Origin of the sequence: Rothia nasimurium, assembly GCF_014217215.1 — a bacterium.
Lineage (GTDB): Bacteria > Actinomycetota > Actinomycetes > Actinomycetales > Micrococcaceae > Rothia > Rothia avistercoris.
In genome coordinates this window covers 1,466,384-1,480,811 of the sequence record NZ_CP056080.1, presented here as the reverse complement: position 1 = coordinate 1,480,811, position 14,428 = coordinate 1,466,384, and the positions used below count along the sequence as shown (strand labels likewise).

Genomic DNA, 14,428 nt, shown 5'->3' with positions numbered 1-14,428 from the left:
CACAATGCGGTTGTAGCTCAGTTGGTAGAGCACCACCTTGCCAAGGTGGATGTCGCGAGTTCAAGTCTCGTCAACCGCTCGCAACACTCCTTGCGAGTGTTATGCGCGATTGGCGCAGCGGTAGCGCACTTCCTTGACATGGAAGGGGTCACTGGTTCGATCCCAGTATCGCGCACTGGATGAAAATCCATTGCAAATAATTGCATATGCGGTTGTAGCTCAGTTGGTAGAGCACCACCTTGCCAAGGTGGATGTCGCGAGTTCAAGTCTCGTCAACCGCTCCACGTAAGCCCCGGCTCAATGAGCCGGGGCTTTTTTGCATCGCTATCCACCACTTGATAGAGTGTTCACTATGTATTTCGCAGCAGCTATCTCTAAGCCCTGGACCCGCCGCTAAAGGCGGCTTACACCTAGGGTTCAATCTCTTCAGCCGCCGTTCCATCACCCCAGATGAACGGGTACATAGTCGTACCCTCAACGGACTAGTAGAGAATATGCGAAATAACAAACATCACCCCGAAGAACCTCATACATTAGGCTTCGTTACTCACCAGAGCGGAACATCCACCACCGCACACATCAAAGCAGAAAACATCTCCGCCACTAGAGGCGGAAAAATACTGTTCTCAGATTTAAACCTGACAATATCGGCAAATACCAAGATGGCCGTCGTTGGAGAGAACGGTGCAGGGAAAAGCACCCTACTCAAAATACTGTCAGGCCTAGAAAACCCTGACCTGGGTGAAGTGGCATCTCAGGGGACAATCGCTTTTGTTGGGCAGGATATGCCATTGGTCGACCATCAAACTGTAGGCGACCTTATCAAACTATCCACTCAACATGCACATACAGCACTTGCAGACCTCGACAGAGCGTCAGAATTACTCGCGCTTGGTCAGGAAGGCGCAGAAGCTGCCTACGCTCAAGCGCTAGAAAAAGCCAGTGCACTGGAAGCGTGGGATATTGACAGAAAAATCGACCAAGCGCTCCATGGACTAAAAGCGTGTACAGACCGATCCCGAAACCTTAGCACCCTATCGGTAGGTCAAAGGCACAGAGTAAGGCTTGCTGTGCTTCTTGGCGCCGGGGCAGATGTTCTTCTGCTTGATGAGCCGACTAATCATCTAGACAGAGAATCAATTGAATTCCTGACTCAGTCTTTGCAGGAGCTAAAGAACGGATTTGCGGTAGTTAGCCATGACCGGCAACTCCTTGTTGACGTTGCGCAGACTTTCTGTGATCTTGACCCGTCACTACACGGGGTGCCCCAGGTCTACTCTGGTGGTTACAAAGGGAGGCAGAAGGGAAAACGAAAAGATCGTATTGCGTGGGAGAAAGCCTATCAAGACCACATCAACCGCAAAGAAGAACTGAAACAGGCGGTGGAAGAAGCAGGAGCTAGGTTACAGACAGGGTGGCGGCCGCCCAAGGGGACAGGTAAACATCAGCGGGCAACACGAGCTGCTCATCATGTCAAAGCCTTTAAGCAACGTCTCAACGAGCTGGAAAGCTATCACATTGAAGTCCCTGAGCCTCCGAGTATTCTGCAGTACCCAGAGGTACGGATCCAGAAAGATAAGCTAGTGCTTGAAGCTAGCGATATCGCATATCTGGGGCGCAGCGCTCAGGGCGTTAGCTTATCGCTAAGGACCGGGCAAAAGATTGTGGTGACAGGTGGAAACGGGACCGGTAAATCAACCTTGATTTCTATGCTGGCAGGGGAGCTTGCCCCCACAAATGGCAAATTGGCCGTAGCGCCCGATGTGAAGATGGCCCTGTTGTCGCAAGAGGTGCCCCAATGGAACCCGGCGCTAACTCCAGAAGATGTGTATCGGCAAAGCCTCATTCAAGCAGGTACCTACGCGGAGTATTCGGACACCCCGACTCTAGAAAGCCTGGGGTTACTGACCAGCGAAGCGCGTACCACCCATGTTGAGCAGCTTTCCGCTGGCCAGCAAAGGAGACTCCACTTGGCAGTCACAATAGCCCAACGTCCTCATGCCCTGCTGCTCGATGAGCCAACCAACCACCTATCAATGACCCTGCTCGACCAACTTATACCCCATCTCAGGGGGACCCAGTCGAGTGTCGTTGTCGCAACTCATGACCGGTACCTTCTTTCCAAGATAAGTGACTGGCAAGAAGTGCGCCTGCAATAGTCTCGCCAGGTTGAAAGACCACCTACCCTTGTGTATAGTTATTCGAGTTGCGGTTGTAGCTCAGTTGGTAGAGCACCACCTTGCCAAGGTGGATGTCGCGAGTTCAAGTCTCGTCAACCGCTCTCTCGAAAACAACTCGTTTTCGCAACTCAGACCACGGTCTGGGCGTGTGGTGGGGTGGTCGAGTGGTTAGGCAACGGTCTGCAAAACCGTGTACGCGGGTTCGAATCCCGTCCTCACCTCCACGCGCGATTGGCGCAGCGGTAGCGCACTTCCTTGACATGGAAGGGGTCACTGGTTCGATCCCAGTATCGCGCACAAAGAAAGGCTCCCTAGCTTTAGCTAGGGAGCCTTTTGCTTGCCCCGCATCATCAGACCGCACTGTGCAAGACTAGAACCATGCACCTCACCGTCACGCACTTCGGTTATAGCCCCCTCAAAGGCGCCCGCCATCAAGCGCGCACCACAGCCGAGATCACCGCGTCCGGCCCCCTCTACAACCGCCGCTGGGCCCTCGTCTCACCCACCGACCGCACCGTACTGCGCACCGTCGCCCACCCGACCCTGATGGGTATCACCACCGACCTGATCGCCCGCGACGGAAAGGCAGAGCTCACCCTGCACATGCTCGGGGCAGGCAGCTACACAGTCCCAGCCCTCACCAGGGCTGCCAGCAGCACCTTCACCTCCTGGGGCGCTGAGAAACAGCTTGCGGTCTACGACCACCCGGTCAACGAAGCTCTTAGTAACTACCTAGAGAAGCCTGTGGCCCTGGCCTTCGCACCCCGGCAGAACCTGGTATACGCTGGGGCCTTCTCTCTGATCGGTACCGCCACCCTGGTCGAGATTGCCCGGCAGCTCAACCCTGAACAGCCGCTGAACCCTGATGAAATAGCGGCCAGGCTACGCTGCAACCTGGTGGTAGAAACCTCAACGCCCTACATTGAAGATAGATGGCAGGGGAAAACGCTTACCCTCCAGGCAGGACGCGGCGTGCCGGCTGAGCTGCACGGCCTGCAACTGGTTGCCGGTGAAGGTGTCGGCAGGTGCGCCGTCATCGACGTCCAGCCAGACACCGGGCTGCGTACAGCCCGGCTGCTCAAACTTCTGGCCTCTTATCGGCCCCGCAACCTGCGCGGTGAGCCAACGGCGGGTATATACGCAAGCCTCGCAGCCGCCGCGCCGGGTCTGCCACCAGGCTAACGGCTCTTGACCTTACCCACAGTGGGGACTCAACCCTCTGTACCCTGCCCGAGAACGTGGTAGCTGCCGCGGGGGCGTCCGCCTGGCTCTGCCCAAGGAGCTGCAGGGGGGGGCTACGGTAACGTCCATCGAGTTGCAGGGCGGGGCTTCAACTTATGCCCTGGCAGGCGTAGACATTTGGTAACAATATGTGCCCTGCGGCACTTTTAGGTAGGGTGGTGCTGGTAACACCCCTGCTGAAAGGACCCCACCGTGCACCGTCGCCTCTTCGTCTTCCTCTGCCTGAGCGCCCTGGCCCTGGCAGGCTGTAGCTCGCAGACTACGGAAAGTGGCGGGGCGGACGCCGCCGTCCAGCAGGACGGGCAGGGGCAGGTGGCACGCGCAGAGGCAGGGCAGGCCAGCGAATCGGGTACCCTGACCGCTTCAGCCGCCGGCGGGGCCTGCGGCGAGGCGGATTGCGTCTCCCTGCTCTTTACCGGTGATTTTCTGATGCACAATATGCTCTGGGGCCAGGCAGAGGCTGACGCGGCGGCAGCCGGTAGCTTGGGCCTGGACTTCACACCCCTGATCAGCGAACAGCGCCCCTACCTAGACCGTGCTGACCTGGCGGTCTGCCAGATGGAAACAGTGGTCGCCGATGCGGATGGCCCCTTTTCTGGCTACCCCAACTTCAACGTGCCGCCCCAGATTCTGACGGCGGCCGCTGAAACCGGGTGGGATGTCTGCATGACGGCATCTAATCATTCCTACGACCAGGGCACCGAGGGGCTGGAGCGAACCTACCGCGCGGTTGAAGCGGCGGGAATGGGTGTTACCGGCACTTCTCTCACCGAAGAAGAGGCAGCCCAGCCCGATGTTTTCACCACCGCCAACGGCGCCCGGGTAGCAATTATCACCGGAACCTACGGGCTCAACGGTTACGTTCCTGAACACCCCTGGCAGGTCGATATGCTCGACTCAGCAGCCATGATTGCTAAGGCTGCCCGTGCCCGCGAAGAGGGCGCTGACCTGGTCATTGCCAACATGCACGCTGGTGATGAGTACGTGCACGAGCCCTCTGCCCAGCAGGTCGAGGTGGCACACGCTCTCGTTGATTCAGGGGAGTTCGACCTGGTCGTGGGCCAGCACGCCCACGCCGTACAGCCCATCGAATACTACAAGGGAACCTGGATTGTCTACGGCATGGGGAACAACCTCACCGAGCTTTCACCCTCCTACGTCGCCAACAACGAGGGAATTATGGTCAACCCTATTTTTGAGCGAGGGGAGGACGGCACCTGGCAGGTGCGCGATTTCCGCTGGGTTTCTAGCACGATGGTCGATAACCCTGCCTACCGTTACTGCATTACCTCACCCAGCCGTCCTGCCTCCGACTGTGTTGATGAAGACTATGCCCAGCAGTCCAATGCCCGCGTCCAGCAGATTGTTGAGTCTATGGGGGCGGCTGAGGCCGGTGCCCGCCAGTGGAGCTAGGGTAAGCGGTCTAACCCGCTCGCCCCCTCGTGCCGGGGAAGAGAGGTGCGTATAATCGATAGAGCGCCAGATACGCTGTGAAGGCTGGGCGCTTTTCGATTTTTCTCCCGACGTCAGGACGGCCGCGTGACCACACCCATGCTAGCGTCAGCAACCGACCACGGTCGCATGTACGCGCGCACGGTCGGCGGGGAGCTATTGGTTCCCTCGATTACCACGGTGATTGGGCAGCAGGCTAACGACCTCTCGGGCTGGCACGGCTACATGGCTGCCAAAGCTGCCCTTGAAGATCAGCGATCCTACCGGGCTTCTAGCTCGGCCGGGCTTAAATTCGCGGTGATTCGGGACGCCGCAGCCGCCTCGGATCGCTACCGCGACGCAGCGGCGGCGCGGGGGGACCGCGTGCATAACTATGCAGAGCAGGTTGCCCTGCGCGCCATGGGGCTGCCCCACGAAGTTGAGGGCTACCGGGAGAACCTCATTGCCCACGGCGAGCAGGCATACGCCGACCGCTTCGATGAGTGGTGGGAACTCTACCGGCCCAAGCCCCTGGCTACCGAAGTCACCATTTGGAACGAGACGGTTGGCTACGCGGGCACCCTCGACCTGGTAGCCGAGATAGCCGGGCATACCTGCATCATTGACTACAAGACCAAGGGAACCGACCGGAAGGGGCGGGTGAAACCGCTCGACGATAAGGTCGTTATGCAGCTAGTTGCCGGGGTCAAGGCTGAAGAAGCCCTCATCGACGCCGAGCACGGCACCTGGGAACCCTGGAAGCACGGGGGCGCAAGTATTTTGATGGGCGTGGCCCTGGGCGAGACCCAGGTGGTACCCCAGCAGGCCAACCCTCAGGTGCTAGAGCGCAACTGGTATAAGTTCTGCGCCCTCAAACGGGTCTGGGACCTCAACCGCGACCTTTCAGAAACCCCCGAAGATTCCCTCATGCCGGTGGTGCCGCCCCCGCTTGCTGCCGGTACAGATTTACCCGACGCAGCGGCGTCCTAACCTCACCGACGAGAAAGAGAAGCATGACTATTCTGCCCATTCGCACTGTAGGCGACCCCGTTCTGCGCACTGAGTGCGACGACATCACCGTGTTCGACGCCGACCTTGAAAAGCTGGTGGCCGACATGCTCGAAACCATGTACGACGTTGAAGGCGTAGGTCTAGCTGGGCCCCAGGTGGGTATCTCTAAGCGCATCTTTACTTTCGGCAATATTGATGGCCTCGAGGGGCACATCATCAACCCCGTGCTTGAGGTAGGCGCCGAACCCCAGGAGGGTGGCGAGGGATGCCTGTCGGTCCCCGGCCTATCTGCCGCTACCCCGCGTAAGAACTGGGCACGGGTCACCGGCGTGAACTGCAAGGGTGAACCGGTGGTCTACGAGGGTGAGGGGCTCTTTGCCCGTATGCTCCAGCACGAAACTGACCACCTCTACGGCACCATGTTCATCGACCGGGTTGAGGGCGAGGACAAGAAGAATATCTGGCGCAAGATTCGTCAGGCTGACTACAACCAGGTTGCCGCTGCGGTGCAGGGTGAACGCGCAGCGAAAACCTCATCGGGCTTTGGTGCCCTTGGCGGTTCCTTCGGCGCTGCTGCCCAGACTGGCGGGGCTCAGATAAGCGGGGCCCAGCAGCCTGCCGCCAAAAAGCCCGGCGCTTTTGGTATCTAAACCTGCTGGTTTGAACGTTTGAGTGGAAAGGTAAGCATGAAGGTTCTCTACGCCGGTACCCCGGAGGTCGCCGTCGCGCCCCTGAACGGCCTGCTTGAGGCGGGCTACGAGGTGGTGGGGGTGCTCACCCGCGAGGACGCCCCCGTCGGGCGCAAGCGGGTGCTGACCCCGTCCCCGGTGGCAGCCCGCGCCCAGGAGCTGGGCCTGCCCATCATCAAGGCCAACCGCTGGTCCGATGAGGTTGCGGACGCCGTCGCGCAGCTGGGTGCCGATATTGCGGCGGTGGTGGCCTTTGGCGTCCTGCTGCCGCAGAGCGCCCTCGATCTGCTGCCCCAGGGCTGGATTAACCTGCACTTCTCGCAGCTACCTGCCTGGCGCGGGGCAGCTCCTGTGCAGCGGGCCCTGATGGCGGGGGAGACCGAGATCTTCTCCAACACCTTCCGTATTGACGCAGGGCTTGATACCGGCCCGGTTTTCCGGTCCGAATCGGCCACGGTGGGGGAACTCGATACCGCCGGGGATATGCTGGGCCGTCTGGCGTCCACCGGCGGTGCCCTGCTGGCTGCTACCTTTGACGATATTGCCGCCGGGGCTACCGGCACCCCGCAGGCCGGGGAAGCTACCCACGCAGCTAAGCTCACTATTGCCGATGGCAGGGTGGATTTTGACCGTTCCTGTGCTGACGTTATTGCCCAGCTGCGCGGTGTGACCCCCGAACCCGGGGCCTGGGCTGAACTCGACGGAGCCCGCTTCAAACTCGGCATGGCCAAGACCAGCCAGGCTCAGCCCGTGGGGGAGCCCGGAACCCTCTTCTGGACCGGTAAAAAGGTGGCCGTCACCTGCGCTGACGGCGCTCTAGAACTGACCCAGGTGCAACCTGCAGGCAAGAAAATGATGAACGCCGCCGACTGGGCGCGCGGTCAGGGCTCGGCCCTGGCAGAAGGGAAAGTGGTGCTGGTATGAGCATGAACGCAGGTGGACGCGGAGCAGGCGGACGCTCGAACGGCGGTAAGGGCCGGGCGGGGGCTAACCGCTCCGGTGCTAACCGGGCTGGCCAGGGCCGCAGCGGGGCTCGCAAGCGCGACGACCGCGCCCAGCAGGGGCCGGCCGGGGGCACTCCGAACCCCCGTGGCTCGCGCGGCAACCGCAACCCAGGTGGTGAGCCCCAGGCCAAGCACGGCGGCGGGGGAGAGACCCGCCGTAATGCTAAGGGGCACGAGCGCAACCGCAAGGCGGTCAAGGACCGAGCGTTTTCGGCGTCCGCTCCCTCCCAGCGCGCCCGCACAGCAGATAGGGCCCGCGCCGTGGCCTTTGAGGTGCTGAGCGCTGTTGCCCTGGATGACTCCTACGCGAACCTGGTGCTGCCCAAGGCGATTCGCTCTGCCAGGCTTGATGCCCGCGATGCTGGCTTTGCCACCGAGCTGACCTACGGCACCCTGCGCAACCAGGGCACCTACGATGCGATCTTGGCCCACTGCGTTGACCGCCCGGTGGAGAAAATCGGTACCAAGATTCTGCTGGTGCTGCGCCTGGGCGTCCACCAGCTGGTGGCCATGCGCGTGCCCGACCACGCCGCCCTTAACCAGACGGTTGCCCTGGCCCGCGCCGAGATCGGCACCGGCCCGGCTAACTTTGTGAACGCGGTACTGCGCAGGGTCTCTGAGCGAACCCCCGAAGACTGGTACGCCCTTATCGCCGAGGAAGCCCCCGACGAGCTCACCCGCCTGGCCCTTGAGAAGTCTCACCCGGCCTGGGTGGTACGCTCCTTCCGTCAGGCTCTGGCTGCCCACGGCCGGACCCCCGGTGAGGTTGAGGCCCTGCTGGACGCCGACAACGCCTCACCCGTGGTCAACCTGGTTGCCCTGCCTGGCCTGGGAACCCTGGACGAAGCCCGTGCCGCCGGTGCCGAGGATGGCCCCCTGGTCGAGGGTTCCGCCCTCTACTCGGCAGGCGACCTTGCCCGCCTTGAATCGGTGCGGGAGGGGGTTGTACGTGCCCAGGACGCCGGCTCCCAGCTGGTTGCCCGCGCCCTGGCTGACGCTCCCCTTGAGGGCAGCGACAGTAACTGGCTTGACCTCTGCGCCGGCCCCGGCGGTAAGGCCGCCCTGCTCGGTTCCCTGGGCGCCCAGCGCGGGGCCCGCCTGCTGGCCAATGAAGCTGCCGAGCACCGGGCCGAGCTGGTGCGCCGCTCCCTGGCCCCGCTTCCGTCCGCCTCCTACTCGGTAGTGGCCGGTGACGGCCGCCAGATTGCGCGCACCGTCGCTGCGGGTACCAACCTGCCCGAGGGAATGCCCCGCGATGTGCGCTTTGACCGCGTCATGGTCGATGTGCCCTGCTCCGGTCTGGGCGCCCTGCGCCGCCGCCCCGAAGCCCGCTGGCGCAAGAGCCCCCGCGATATCGCTGAACTGCTGCCCCTCCAGCTCGACCTCTTTACGGCAGCAGCATCAGTTACCCGCCCGGGCGGCCTGATCGCCTACGTAACCTGCTCACCCCACACCGCAGAAACCCAGAGCATCGTGCACGATATTCTGCGCAAGGTCGATGTAACCCTGCTGGACTCCGGCGCCGCCCTGCGGGCCGTTGCCCGCAGGGACGAGACGGGGGCGTCCGTCCTTGCCGGGGAACTGGACCCGGCTTTCACTCCCGAAGCGCCCAAGGGCGCGACCCTAGCTGATGGGGCTACGACCGCCCAGCTCTGGCCGCACATCCACGGTACCGACGCCATGTTCTTCGCTCTCTTCCGCAAGAACTAGGCTCCTGAGCTTTCACTGAATATAAGGGCACAGGGCGACTAGAGAACCATTGCAGCCACCCAACCTGCAATCATCAGGGGGATGTTGTAGTGGATGAAGGTGGGAATCACCGAATCACGGATGTGGTCGTGCTGGCCGTCCACGTTCAAACCGGCGGTGGGGCCCAGAGTGGAGTCGGAGGCGGGGGAGCCCGCGTCGCCCAGGGCACCTGCGGTACCGATAATAGAAACCGTAGCCAGGGGCGAGAAGCCCAGGGCCAGGCAGAGAGGCACGTAGATGGTGGTGATGATGGGCAGGGTAGAGAAGGACGAGCCGATACCCATCGTCACAATTAGGCCCACCACCAGCATGGCCATGGCAGCTGCTGCCTTGTTGCCCGCGAAGAGGTCAGCCACGGTGGTCACCAGGGGGTCAACGTCGCCGGTGGCATCCATGACCGCCGCGAAACCCTGGGCCGAGATCATGATGAAGCCGATCAGGGCCATCATACGCATACCCGCGGTGAAGACGTCGTCGGCCTCCTTCCACTTGACCGCACCGGTCACCATAAAGATAGTCAGACCCACCAGGGCGCCAACCAGCAAGGAGTTAGCCTCGGTACCCATGGACTGCATGACCACCTGAACCACGAAGGTTGCAACAATAGCAATGATCGCGACGACCACGTTGAACTTCTTAACCTCGGTGGTTGTGCTCTCAGTGGGCGCCAGCTCAACGGTCTGGTAGGCGCGGGGCTTGCGGTAGCTGAAGAAGACCGCAATCAGCAGGCCAATGACCATGCCCAGGGCCGGGATTGCCATGGCGGTCATGACGTTGATGCCGCTGGTATCCATACCGGCTAGTTTGATGTTGCCCAGCAGAATATCGTTCAGGAAGATCGCGCCGAAGCCTACGGGCACGTACATGTAGGTGGTGACCAGGCCGAAGGTGAGCACGCAGGCAATGAGCCTGCGGTCTAGCTTCAGGCGGTTAAAGACAGCCAGCAGGGGCGGAATAATCAGCGGAATGAAGGCGATATGAACGGGAATCAGGTTCTGCGACATAATCGACATGGCCAGAATACCGGCCAGCAGCAGCCACTTGACGGTGTATTCGATGCGATGGTTGGTCTTTGAGCTTTCTGAGCCGACCTTGGCAATGATGCCGTTGGCGATGAGCTGGGGCAGGCCCGAGCTTGAAACCGCCATGGCGAAAGCACCGAGCAGGGCGTAGGAGAGCGCCAGCATAGCGCCGCCGGAGAGCCCCTCCTGGTAGGCGACCATGGTGCCATCTAGCCCGAGCCCGCCCACAAGACCACCCACGAGAGCGCCGATAAAGAGCGCCAGGACGACGTGTACGCGTGCTGCGGAGAGGACGAGCATGACCAGGACCGCAAGCAGAACCGAGTTCATATAATCCAAACCTTTGAATAAGTATGTAAAAGACCGTACAAAGTTTAGTCTGTCCGGCTTATTCGCTAGCCCTCAAAACCACCAGTTGGACTGTGACGGGCCTTGCTTTCTGTGCCCTGTGCCTTCTCGGCACTACGATGGGTATAAGAACGGCAACGAAAGGATCCCTATGACCTGCCTGATTAACCCTTCCATTTTGAGCGCTGACTTCTCCCGGCTGGGGGAGGAGCTCACCGCTATCTCGACCGCTGACGCCGCCCATATCGATGTGATGGACGGCCACTTCGTTCCCAACCTGACCTGGGGGTTGCCGGTCGTGAAGCGCCTTAAAGAGGTCTCGCCCATTCCTTTTGATGTGCACCTGATGATTGAGGACGCCGACCGTTGGGCCCCTGCCTACGCTGAGGTTGGTTGCGAGTCGGTGACCTTCCACGCCGAGGCCGCTATCGCTCCCATCAAACTGGCCCGCACCCTGCGTGAAAGCGGTGCTAAGGCGGGCATGGCCCTGCGCCCTGCCACCGGCGTTGAACCCTACATGGATATGCTCAGCGAACTGGATATGCTCCTGATTATGACCGTTGAACCGGGCTTCGGTGGCCAGGCCTTCCTTGACGTCACCCTTCCCAAGATTAAGCGGGCAGCCGCCGCTATTGAGGGCTCAGGGGCTGAAGTGATTCTGCAGGTTGACGGTGGTATCACCGAAGAAACAATTGTGCGGGCGGCCGAGGCCGGTGCCACCTGCTTTGTTGCCGGTTCATCTGTCTACGGTGCGGACGACCTCGAAGCCGCTATCGCGGGCTTGCGCCGGGCTGCCGCGTCCGCCCACACCCACTAGGAAGCCATGACCCAGAACCTTACTCCCCTTGAAGAAGCCGACCGCGAGCTAGCCCGTGCCCAGGAGCTCATCGCTGCCGGGCAATTGGCCGATGCCCTGCCCGCTCTGCAGGCCGCCGCCGGTGGTTTTGAGAGCGCTGGCGAAGTCTTCGGGCAGATTCTTGCCTTGAAGATTTTGAGCGAGGTCAACCGCGACCTGGGGAATCTCGCGCCAGCTCTCACAGAAGTTACGCGCGCCCACGCCCTACTGGCCGAGGCTAAACCTGATGCCGAGCAGCTGCCCGACTTCGCCACCGAGGTGGGTTCCCTGCACGCTGAACTGGGCGACTTTGAGCGCTCCAAAACCTGGTACACCCAGGGGCTGCGCGGCTATGAAGCTCAGGGGAATGCCGAGGGTCGGGCCCATAACCTGGTGGCCCTGGCGGGACTTGCCCGCCAGGCTCAGGATGAAGCTGGTGCCCAGGGCTATCTGACCCAGGCATACGAGCTGTACGCCGCGGGCAATCATACGGTTCAGCTCATGCACGTGCGCAATGCCCAGGCTCAAGGGTTGCTGGCGGTGGGGGATACGGACGCCGCCCGTCCCCTGCTCAGCGAAGCCCTCGGTTTTGCTGAGGAGCTGGGGGACCAGGCTTTTCTCGCCGAGACCTACCAGCTGCTTGCCCTGGTCACAGCTCAGGAAGGGGACGCGGACGCCGCCCAGGGCTACCTGGTGCAGTCGGCGGAGCACTACGCCGCCGCTGGGGATACCGATAACGAGGCCTTTGTAAAGGAGCTGCTGACCCGGCTCCCCGGCAGCTAGTGAGCCTTAGACCAGGTTCTTCTCGGCCCGCTCGGCTGCCTGCTCGTTGCCCATAGAGCGGTGGATGGTGGCCAGCATGGTGTAGTAGGCTGCGGCGTCCTTAGACCCGGTAACCAGTACGGGCTTTGCAAGGGTCAGTACGTTCAGGGCCTGCTTGCCCTGGCCCTCGTCCAGCAGCTTCTGGGCGCCCTTCACAGCACGGGCGACAGCCTGCTCGGGCTTACGCTTGACCAGGTGCGCCACGGCACCGTGCTCCTGCTTGAAGGTGGTATCACGTTTTTGAATATTGGCGGGTTTCGCGTCAGACACAGCTCACCTAAGGTCGGGGTAGAAAACTTTATGCACCTCAAGTGTAGCGACTGATGACCGTCTCGGGGTTAGGCGAGCTGCCTGCCGCGGGTTTCAGGCAGCAGGAAGGTTGCGCCAGCTGCCGTACAGAAGGCTAGAGCGAACAGAACAAAGAGCCCCGAAATACCTACCAGCGGCAGCAGGGCGGGCACGAGCAGGGGAGCGGTGATAGAGGCTAGACGGCCGAACCCGGCAGCCGCACCCGTGCCGGAACCGCGCAGGTGGCCGGGGTAGAGTTCTGGCCCGATGGCGTAGAGGGCACCCCAGGCACCCAGGTTGAAGAAGGAGAGCATGCAGCCGCTAGCTACCAGCGCCCAGACCTCGTTCGATAGGCCGTAGGCCACCGCTGCCAGCGCTGAGCCCAGCAAGAAGGTCGCTAGGGTAGAACGCCTGCCCCAGCGCTCAATCAGCCAGGCGCTCACCGCATAGCCCGGTAGCTGGGCCAGGGTCATGATGAGGGTGAAGGTAAAAGAGCTGACTAGGCTAAAGCCCTGCTGAATCAGTAGCGAGGGAATCCAGATAAAAGCCCCGTAGTAGGCAAGATTGATGCAGAACCAGATGACCCAGAAGGCAAGGGTGCGGCGGCGTAGCGCCGCTGACCAGATGGAGGTTGCCTGGCCCAGCTCGGCCGAATCCTGCCCGGCAGCGGCGGGGGCGGACGGCGTCCGCGCAGCTTCTGCCCGCAAGGGCGGGGAGGCAGCGAAACCGGCAACCACGGACCGGGCGCGGGCCAGGTCGCCGCGTCGGGTGAGAAAGCGTACCGATTCGGGGAGCCCCCACCGTACCACCAGGGCGTAGAGGGCAGGGACGCAGCCGATGGCAAGAGCCCAGCGCCAGCCGTCCTCGGAGCGGCTCACGACGAAGGTGCCGATCAGGGCAGCGAGAATCCAGCCGACCGCCCAGAAGGCTTCAAGAACAACGACCATGCGCCCGCGCACAGCCCGCGGGGCAAACTCAGAAATATAGGTAGAGGCTACCGGCAGCTCAGCGCCGAGCCCCAACCCCACGATGAAACGCAGCACCAGCAGAACGGCAAAGGTCGTAGCGAGGGCAGAAAAACCGGTAGCCAGCCCGTAGACCAGAAGCGTGCCCGCAAAGATTGCGCGCCGCCCAAACCTATCCGATAAGCGACCGCCCAGGGTGGCACCAATCGCCATGCCCAAAAACCCGATAGAGCCCAACAGCGATGCCTGACCCGAGCTAATACCCCAGTGGGCAATTAGGGCAGCCATGACGAAGGAGATAAGGCCGATATCCATGGCGTCCAGGGCCCAGCCGATACCCGTTACCCCTAGCAGGCGGGCATGGCGGCGGGTTACCGGGAGCTGATCAAGGGTAGAAGTGAGCTGCTCGGCGCTCAGAGAGTTGGTGTTGAGGGCATCAGCAGTCGCGGCGGTAGTGAGTTGGCCGGGCGCGGACGCCCGGAGCTGGTTTTCGTGCGGGGAAGTCATGTGGCTCAGGGGGCAGGAAATAAGGTCAAACTGACTTTATCAGTAGGAGCTTCGGGGGAGCCCCCGCACCCGACCAGATAGCGGGAATAAGTCACAATATGACGGTTACAGCCCCCGGCCGTGCTATAACTTGAAGAGTAAATATACATATCGTGCTCCGGGACCCGGTGAAAATCCGAACCTGCGGTGACAGCCCGCTAATTGACGGCACATCCACGTGCCCGATACCTGCAAGGTGGAATTCCTTGGCAGACAGTACAGTCTGGATGGAAGGTAGCACGAGCAAACCGTAAGGTACCCCCCGCGGCACCTGCCGTACCCGACTGCCTGGCCCA

General features: G+C 61.6%; 12 protein-coding genes and 6 tRNA genes. 15 read left to right on the top strand and 3 right to left on the bottom strand.

Annotated features, from left to right (window positions below; translation table 11 throughout):
* Nucleotides 1–6 precede the first annotated feature (6 nt).
* The 13 genes from HWU94_RS06835 (at nucleotide 7) to HWU94_RS06775 (ending at nucleotide 9,267) form a co-directional block, all read left to right on the top strand.
* Nucleotides 7–79, top strand: a tRNA-Gly gene (locus HWU94_RS06835).
* 24 nt (nucleotides 80–103) lie between these two features.
* Nucleotides 104–175, top strand: a tRNA-Val gene (locus tag HWU94_RS06830).
* Nucleotides 176–208: 33 nt separating this feature from the next.
* Nucleotides 209–284 (top strand) — tRNA-Gly (locus tag HWU94_RS06825).
* Nucleotides 285–494: 210 nt separating this feature from the next.
* The gene (locus HWU94_RS06820) at nucleotides 495–2,159 is read left to right on the top strand and encodes an ABC-F family ATP-binding cassette domain-containing protein (protein WP_185173056.1); all 1,665 of its coding nucleotides are present in this window, start codon (nucleotides 495–497) and stop codon (nucleotides 2,157–2,159) included.
* Between the two features lie 49 nt (nucleotides 2,160–2,208).
* Nucleotides 2,209–2,281: transfer RNA gene (locus tag HWU94_RS06815), tRNA-Gly, on the top strand.
* A 49-nt stretch (nucleotides 2,282–2,330) separates the two neighbouring features.
* Nucleotides 2,331–2,404 (top strand) — tRNA-Cys (locus HWU94_RS06810).
* A gap of 1 nt (nucleotide 2,405) precedes the next feature.
* Nucleotides 2,406–2,477, top strand: a tRNA-Val gene (locus tag HWU94_RS06805).
* Between the two features lie 81 nt (nucleotides 2,478–2,558).
* Nucleotides 2,559–3,362: an MOSC N-terminal beta barrel domain-containing protein gene (locus HWU94_RS06800; RefSeq protein WP_185173055.1), complete on the top strand. Its 804-nt coding sequence runs from the start codon at nucleotides 2,559–2,561 to the stop codon at nucleotides 3,360–3,362.
* 252 nt (nucleotides 3,363–3,614) lie between these two features.
* Nucleotides 3,615–4,835 (top strand): CapA family protein, encoded by a 1,221-nt coding sequence (locus HWU94_RS06795; RefSeq protein WP_244955917.1) that lies wholly within the window; start codon nucleotides 3,615–3,617, stop codon nucleotides 4,833–4,835.
* A gap of 126 nt (nucleotides 4,836–4,961) precedes the next feature.
* Entirely contained in the window at nucleotides 4,962–5,843 is an 882-nt protein-coding gene (locus HWU94_RS06790; RefSeq protein ID WP_185173054.1) for a PD-(D/E)XK nuclease family protein, read from the top strand.
* A gap of 23 nt (nucleotides 5,844–5,866) precedes the next feature.
* On the top strand, nucleotides 5,867–6,514 hold the full coding sequence (def, locus tag HWU94_RS06785; RefSeq protein ID WP_185173053.1) for a peptide deformylase: 648 nt from the start codon (nucleotides 5,867–5,869) through the stop codon (nucleotides 6,512–6,514).
* A 36-nt stretch (nucleotides 6,515–6,550) separates the two neighbouring features.
* The gene (fmt, locus tag HWU94_RS06780) at nucleotides 6,551–7,477 is read left to right on the top strand and encodes a methionyl-tRNA formyltransferase (protein WP_185173052.1); all 927 of its coding nucleotides are present in this window, start codon (nucleotides 6,551–6,553) and stop codon (nucleotides 7,475–7,477) included.
* Between the two features lie 2 nt (nucleotides 7,478–7,479).
* The gene (locus tag HWU94_RS06775; protein WP_185174808.1) at nucleotides 7,480–9,267 is read left to right on the top strand and encodes a transcription antitermination factor NusB; all 1,788 of its coding nucleotides are present in this window, start codon (nucleotides 7,480–7,482) and stop codon (nucleotides 9,265–9,267) included.
* A 38-nt stretch (nucleotides 9,268–9,305) separates the two neighbouring features.
* Here the strand turns inward: HWU94_RS06775 and HWU94_RS06770 are convergent, their stop codons facing one another.
* Nucleotides 9,306–10,658, bottom strand: coding sequence for a Na+/H+ antiporter family protein (locus HWU94_RS06770; RefSeq protein ID WP_185173051.1), 1,353 nt, complete (start codon nucleotides 10,656–10,658; stop codon nucleotides 9,306–9,308).
* Nucleotides 10,659–10,827: 169 nt separating this feature from the next.
* On the opposite strand from HWU94_RS06770, the gene rpe reads away from it, so the two are divergent.
* Entirely contained in the window at nucleotides 10,828–11,493 is a 666-nt protein-coding gene (rpe, locus tag HWU94_RS06765; RefSeq protein ID WP_185173050.1) for a ribulose-phosphate 3-epimerase, read from the top strand.
* A gap of 6 nt (nucleotides 11,494–11,499) precedes the next feature.
* Nucleotides 11,500–12,294 carry a hypothetical protein gene (locus tag HWU94_RS06760; protein WP_185173049.1) on the top strand — a complete coding sequence of 265 codons (795 nt, stop codon included), beginning with the start codon at nucleotides 11,500–11,502 and terminating at the stop codon, nucleotides 12,292–12,294.
* Between the two features lie 6 nt (nucleotides 12,295–12,300).
* On the opposite strand, the gene HWU94_RS06755 is transcribed toward HWU94_RS06760, so the two are convergent.
* Together HWU94_RS06755 and HWU94_RS06750 are read right to left on the bottom strand one after the other, a co-directional pair.
* Complete coding sequence (locus HWU94_RS06755; protein ID WP_185173048.1) at nucleotides 12,301–12,603, bottom strand: hypothetical protein; 303 nt, start codon at nucleotides 12,601–12,603, stop codon at nucleotides 12,301–12,303.
* Between the two features lie 68 nt (nucleotides 12,604–12,671).
* On the bottom strand, nucleotides 12,672–14,093 hold the full coding sequence (locus tag HWU94_RS06750) for an MFS transporter (protein ID WP_185173047.1): 1,422 nt from the start codon (nucleotides 14,091–14,093) through the stop codon (nucleotides 12,672–12,674).
* Nucleotides 14,094–14,428: the final 335 nt, after the last annotated feature.

What these genes read in the sequence shown, in the direction of transcription:
- def (WP_185173053.1), top strand. Translation starts at nt 5,867, where the DNA reads ATGACTATTCTGCCCATTCGCACTGTAGGCGACCCCGTTCTGCGCACT.
- HWU94_RS06800 (WP_185173055.1), top strand. Translation starts at nt 2,559, where the DNA reads ATGCACCTCACCGTCACGCACTTCGGTTATAGCCCCCTCAAAGGCGCC.
- HWU94_RS06775 (WP_185174808.1), top strand. Translation starts at nt 7,480, where the DNA reads ATGAACGCAGGTGGACGCGGAGCAGGCGGACGCTCGAACGGCGGTAAG.
- rpe (WP_185173050.1), top strand. Translation starts at nt 10,828, where the DNA reads ATGACCTGCCTGATTAACCCTTCCATTTTGAGCGCTGACTTCTCCCGG.
- HWU94_RS06820 (WP_185173056.1), top strand. Translation starts at nt 495, where the DNA reads ATGCGAAATAACAAACATCACCCCGAAGAACCTCATACATTAGGCTTC.
- HWU94_RS06760 (WP_185173049.1), top strand. Translation starts at nt 11,500, where the DNA reads ATGACCCAGAACCTTACTCCCCTTGAAGAAGCCGACCGCGAGCTAGCC.
- HWU94_RS06770 (WP_185173051.1), bottom strand. Translation starts at nt 10,658, where the DNA reads ATGAACTCGGTTCTGCTTGCGGTCCTGGTCATGCTCGTCCTCTCCGCA.
- fmt (WP_185173052.1), top strand. Translation starts at nt 6,551, where the DNA reads ATGAAGGTTCTCTACGCCGGTACCCCGGAGGTCGCCGTCGCGCCCCTG.
- HWU94_RS06750 (WP_185173047.1), bottom strand. Translation starts at nt 14,093, where the DNA reads ATGACTTCCCCGCACGAAAACCAGCTCCGGGCGTCCGCGCCCGGCCAA.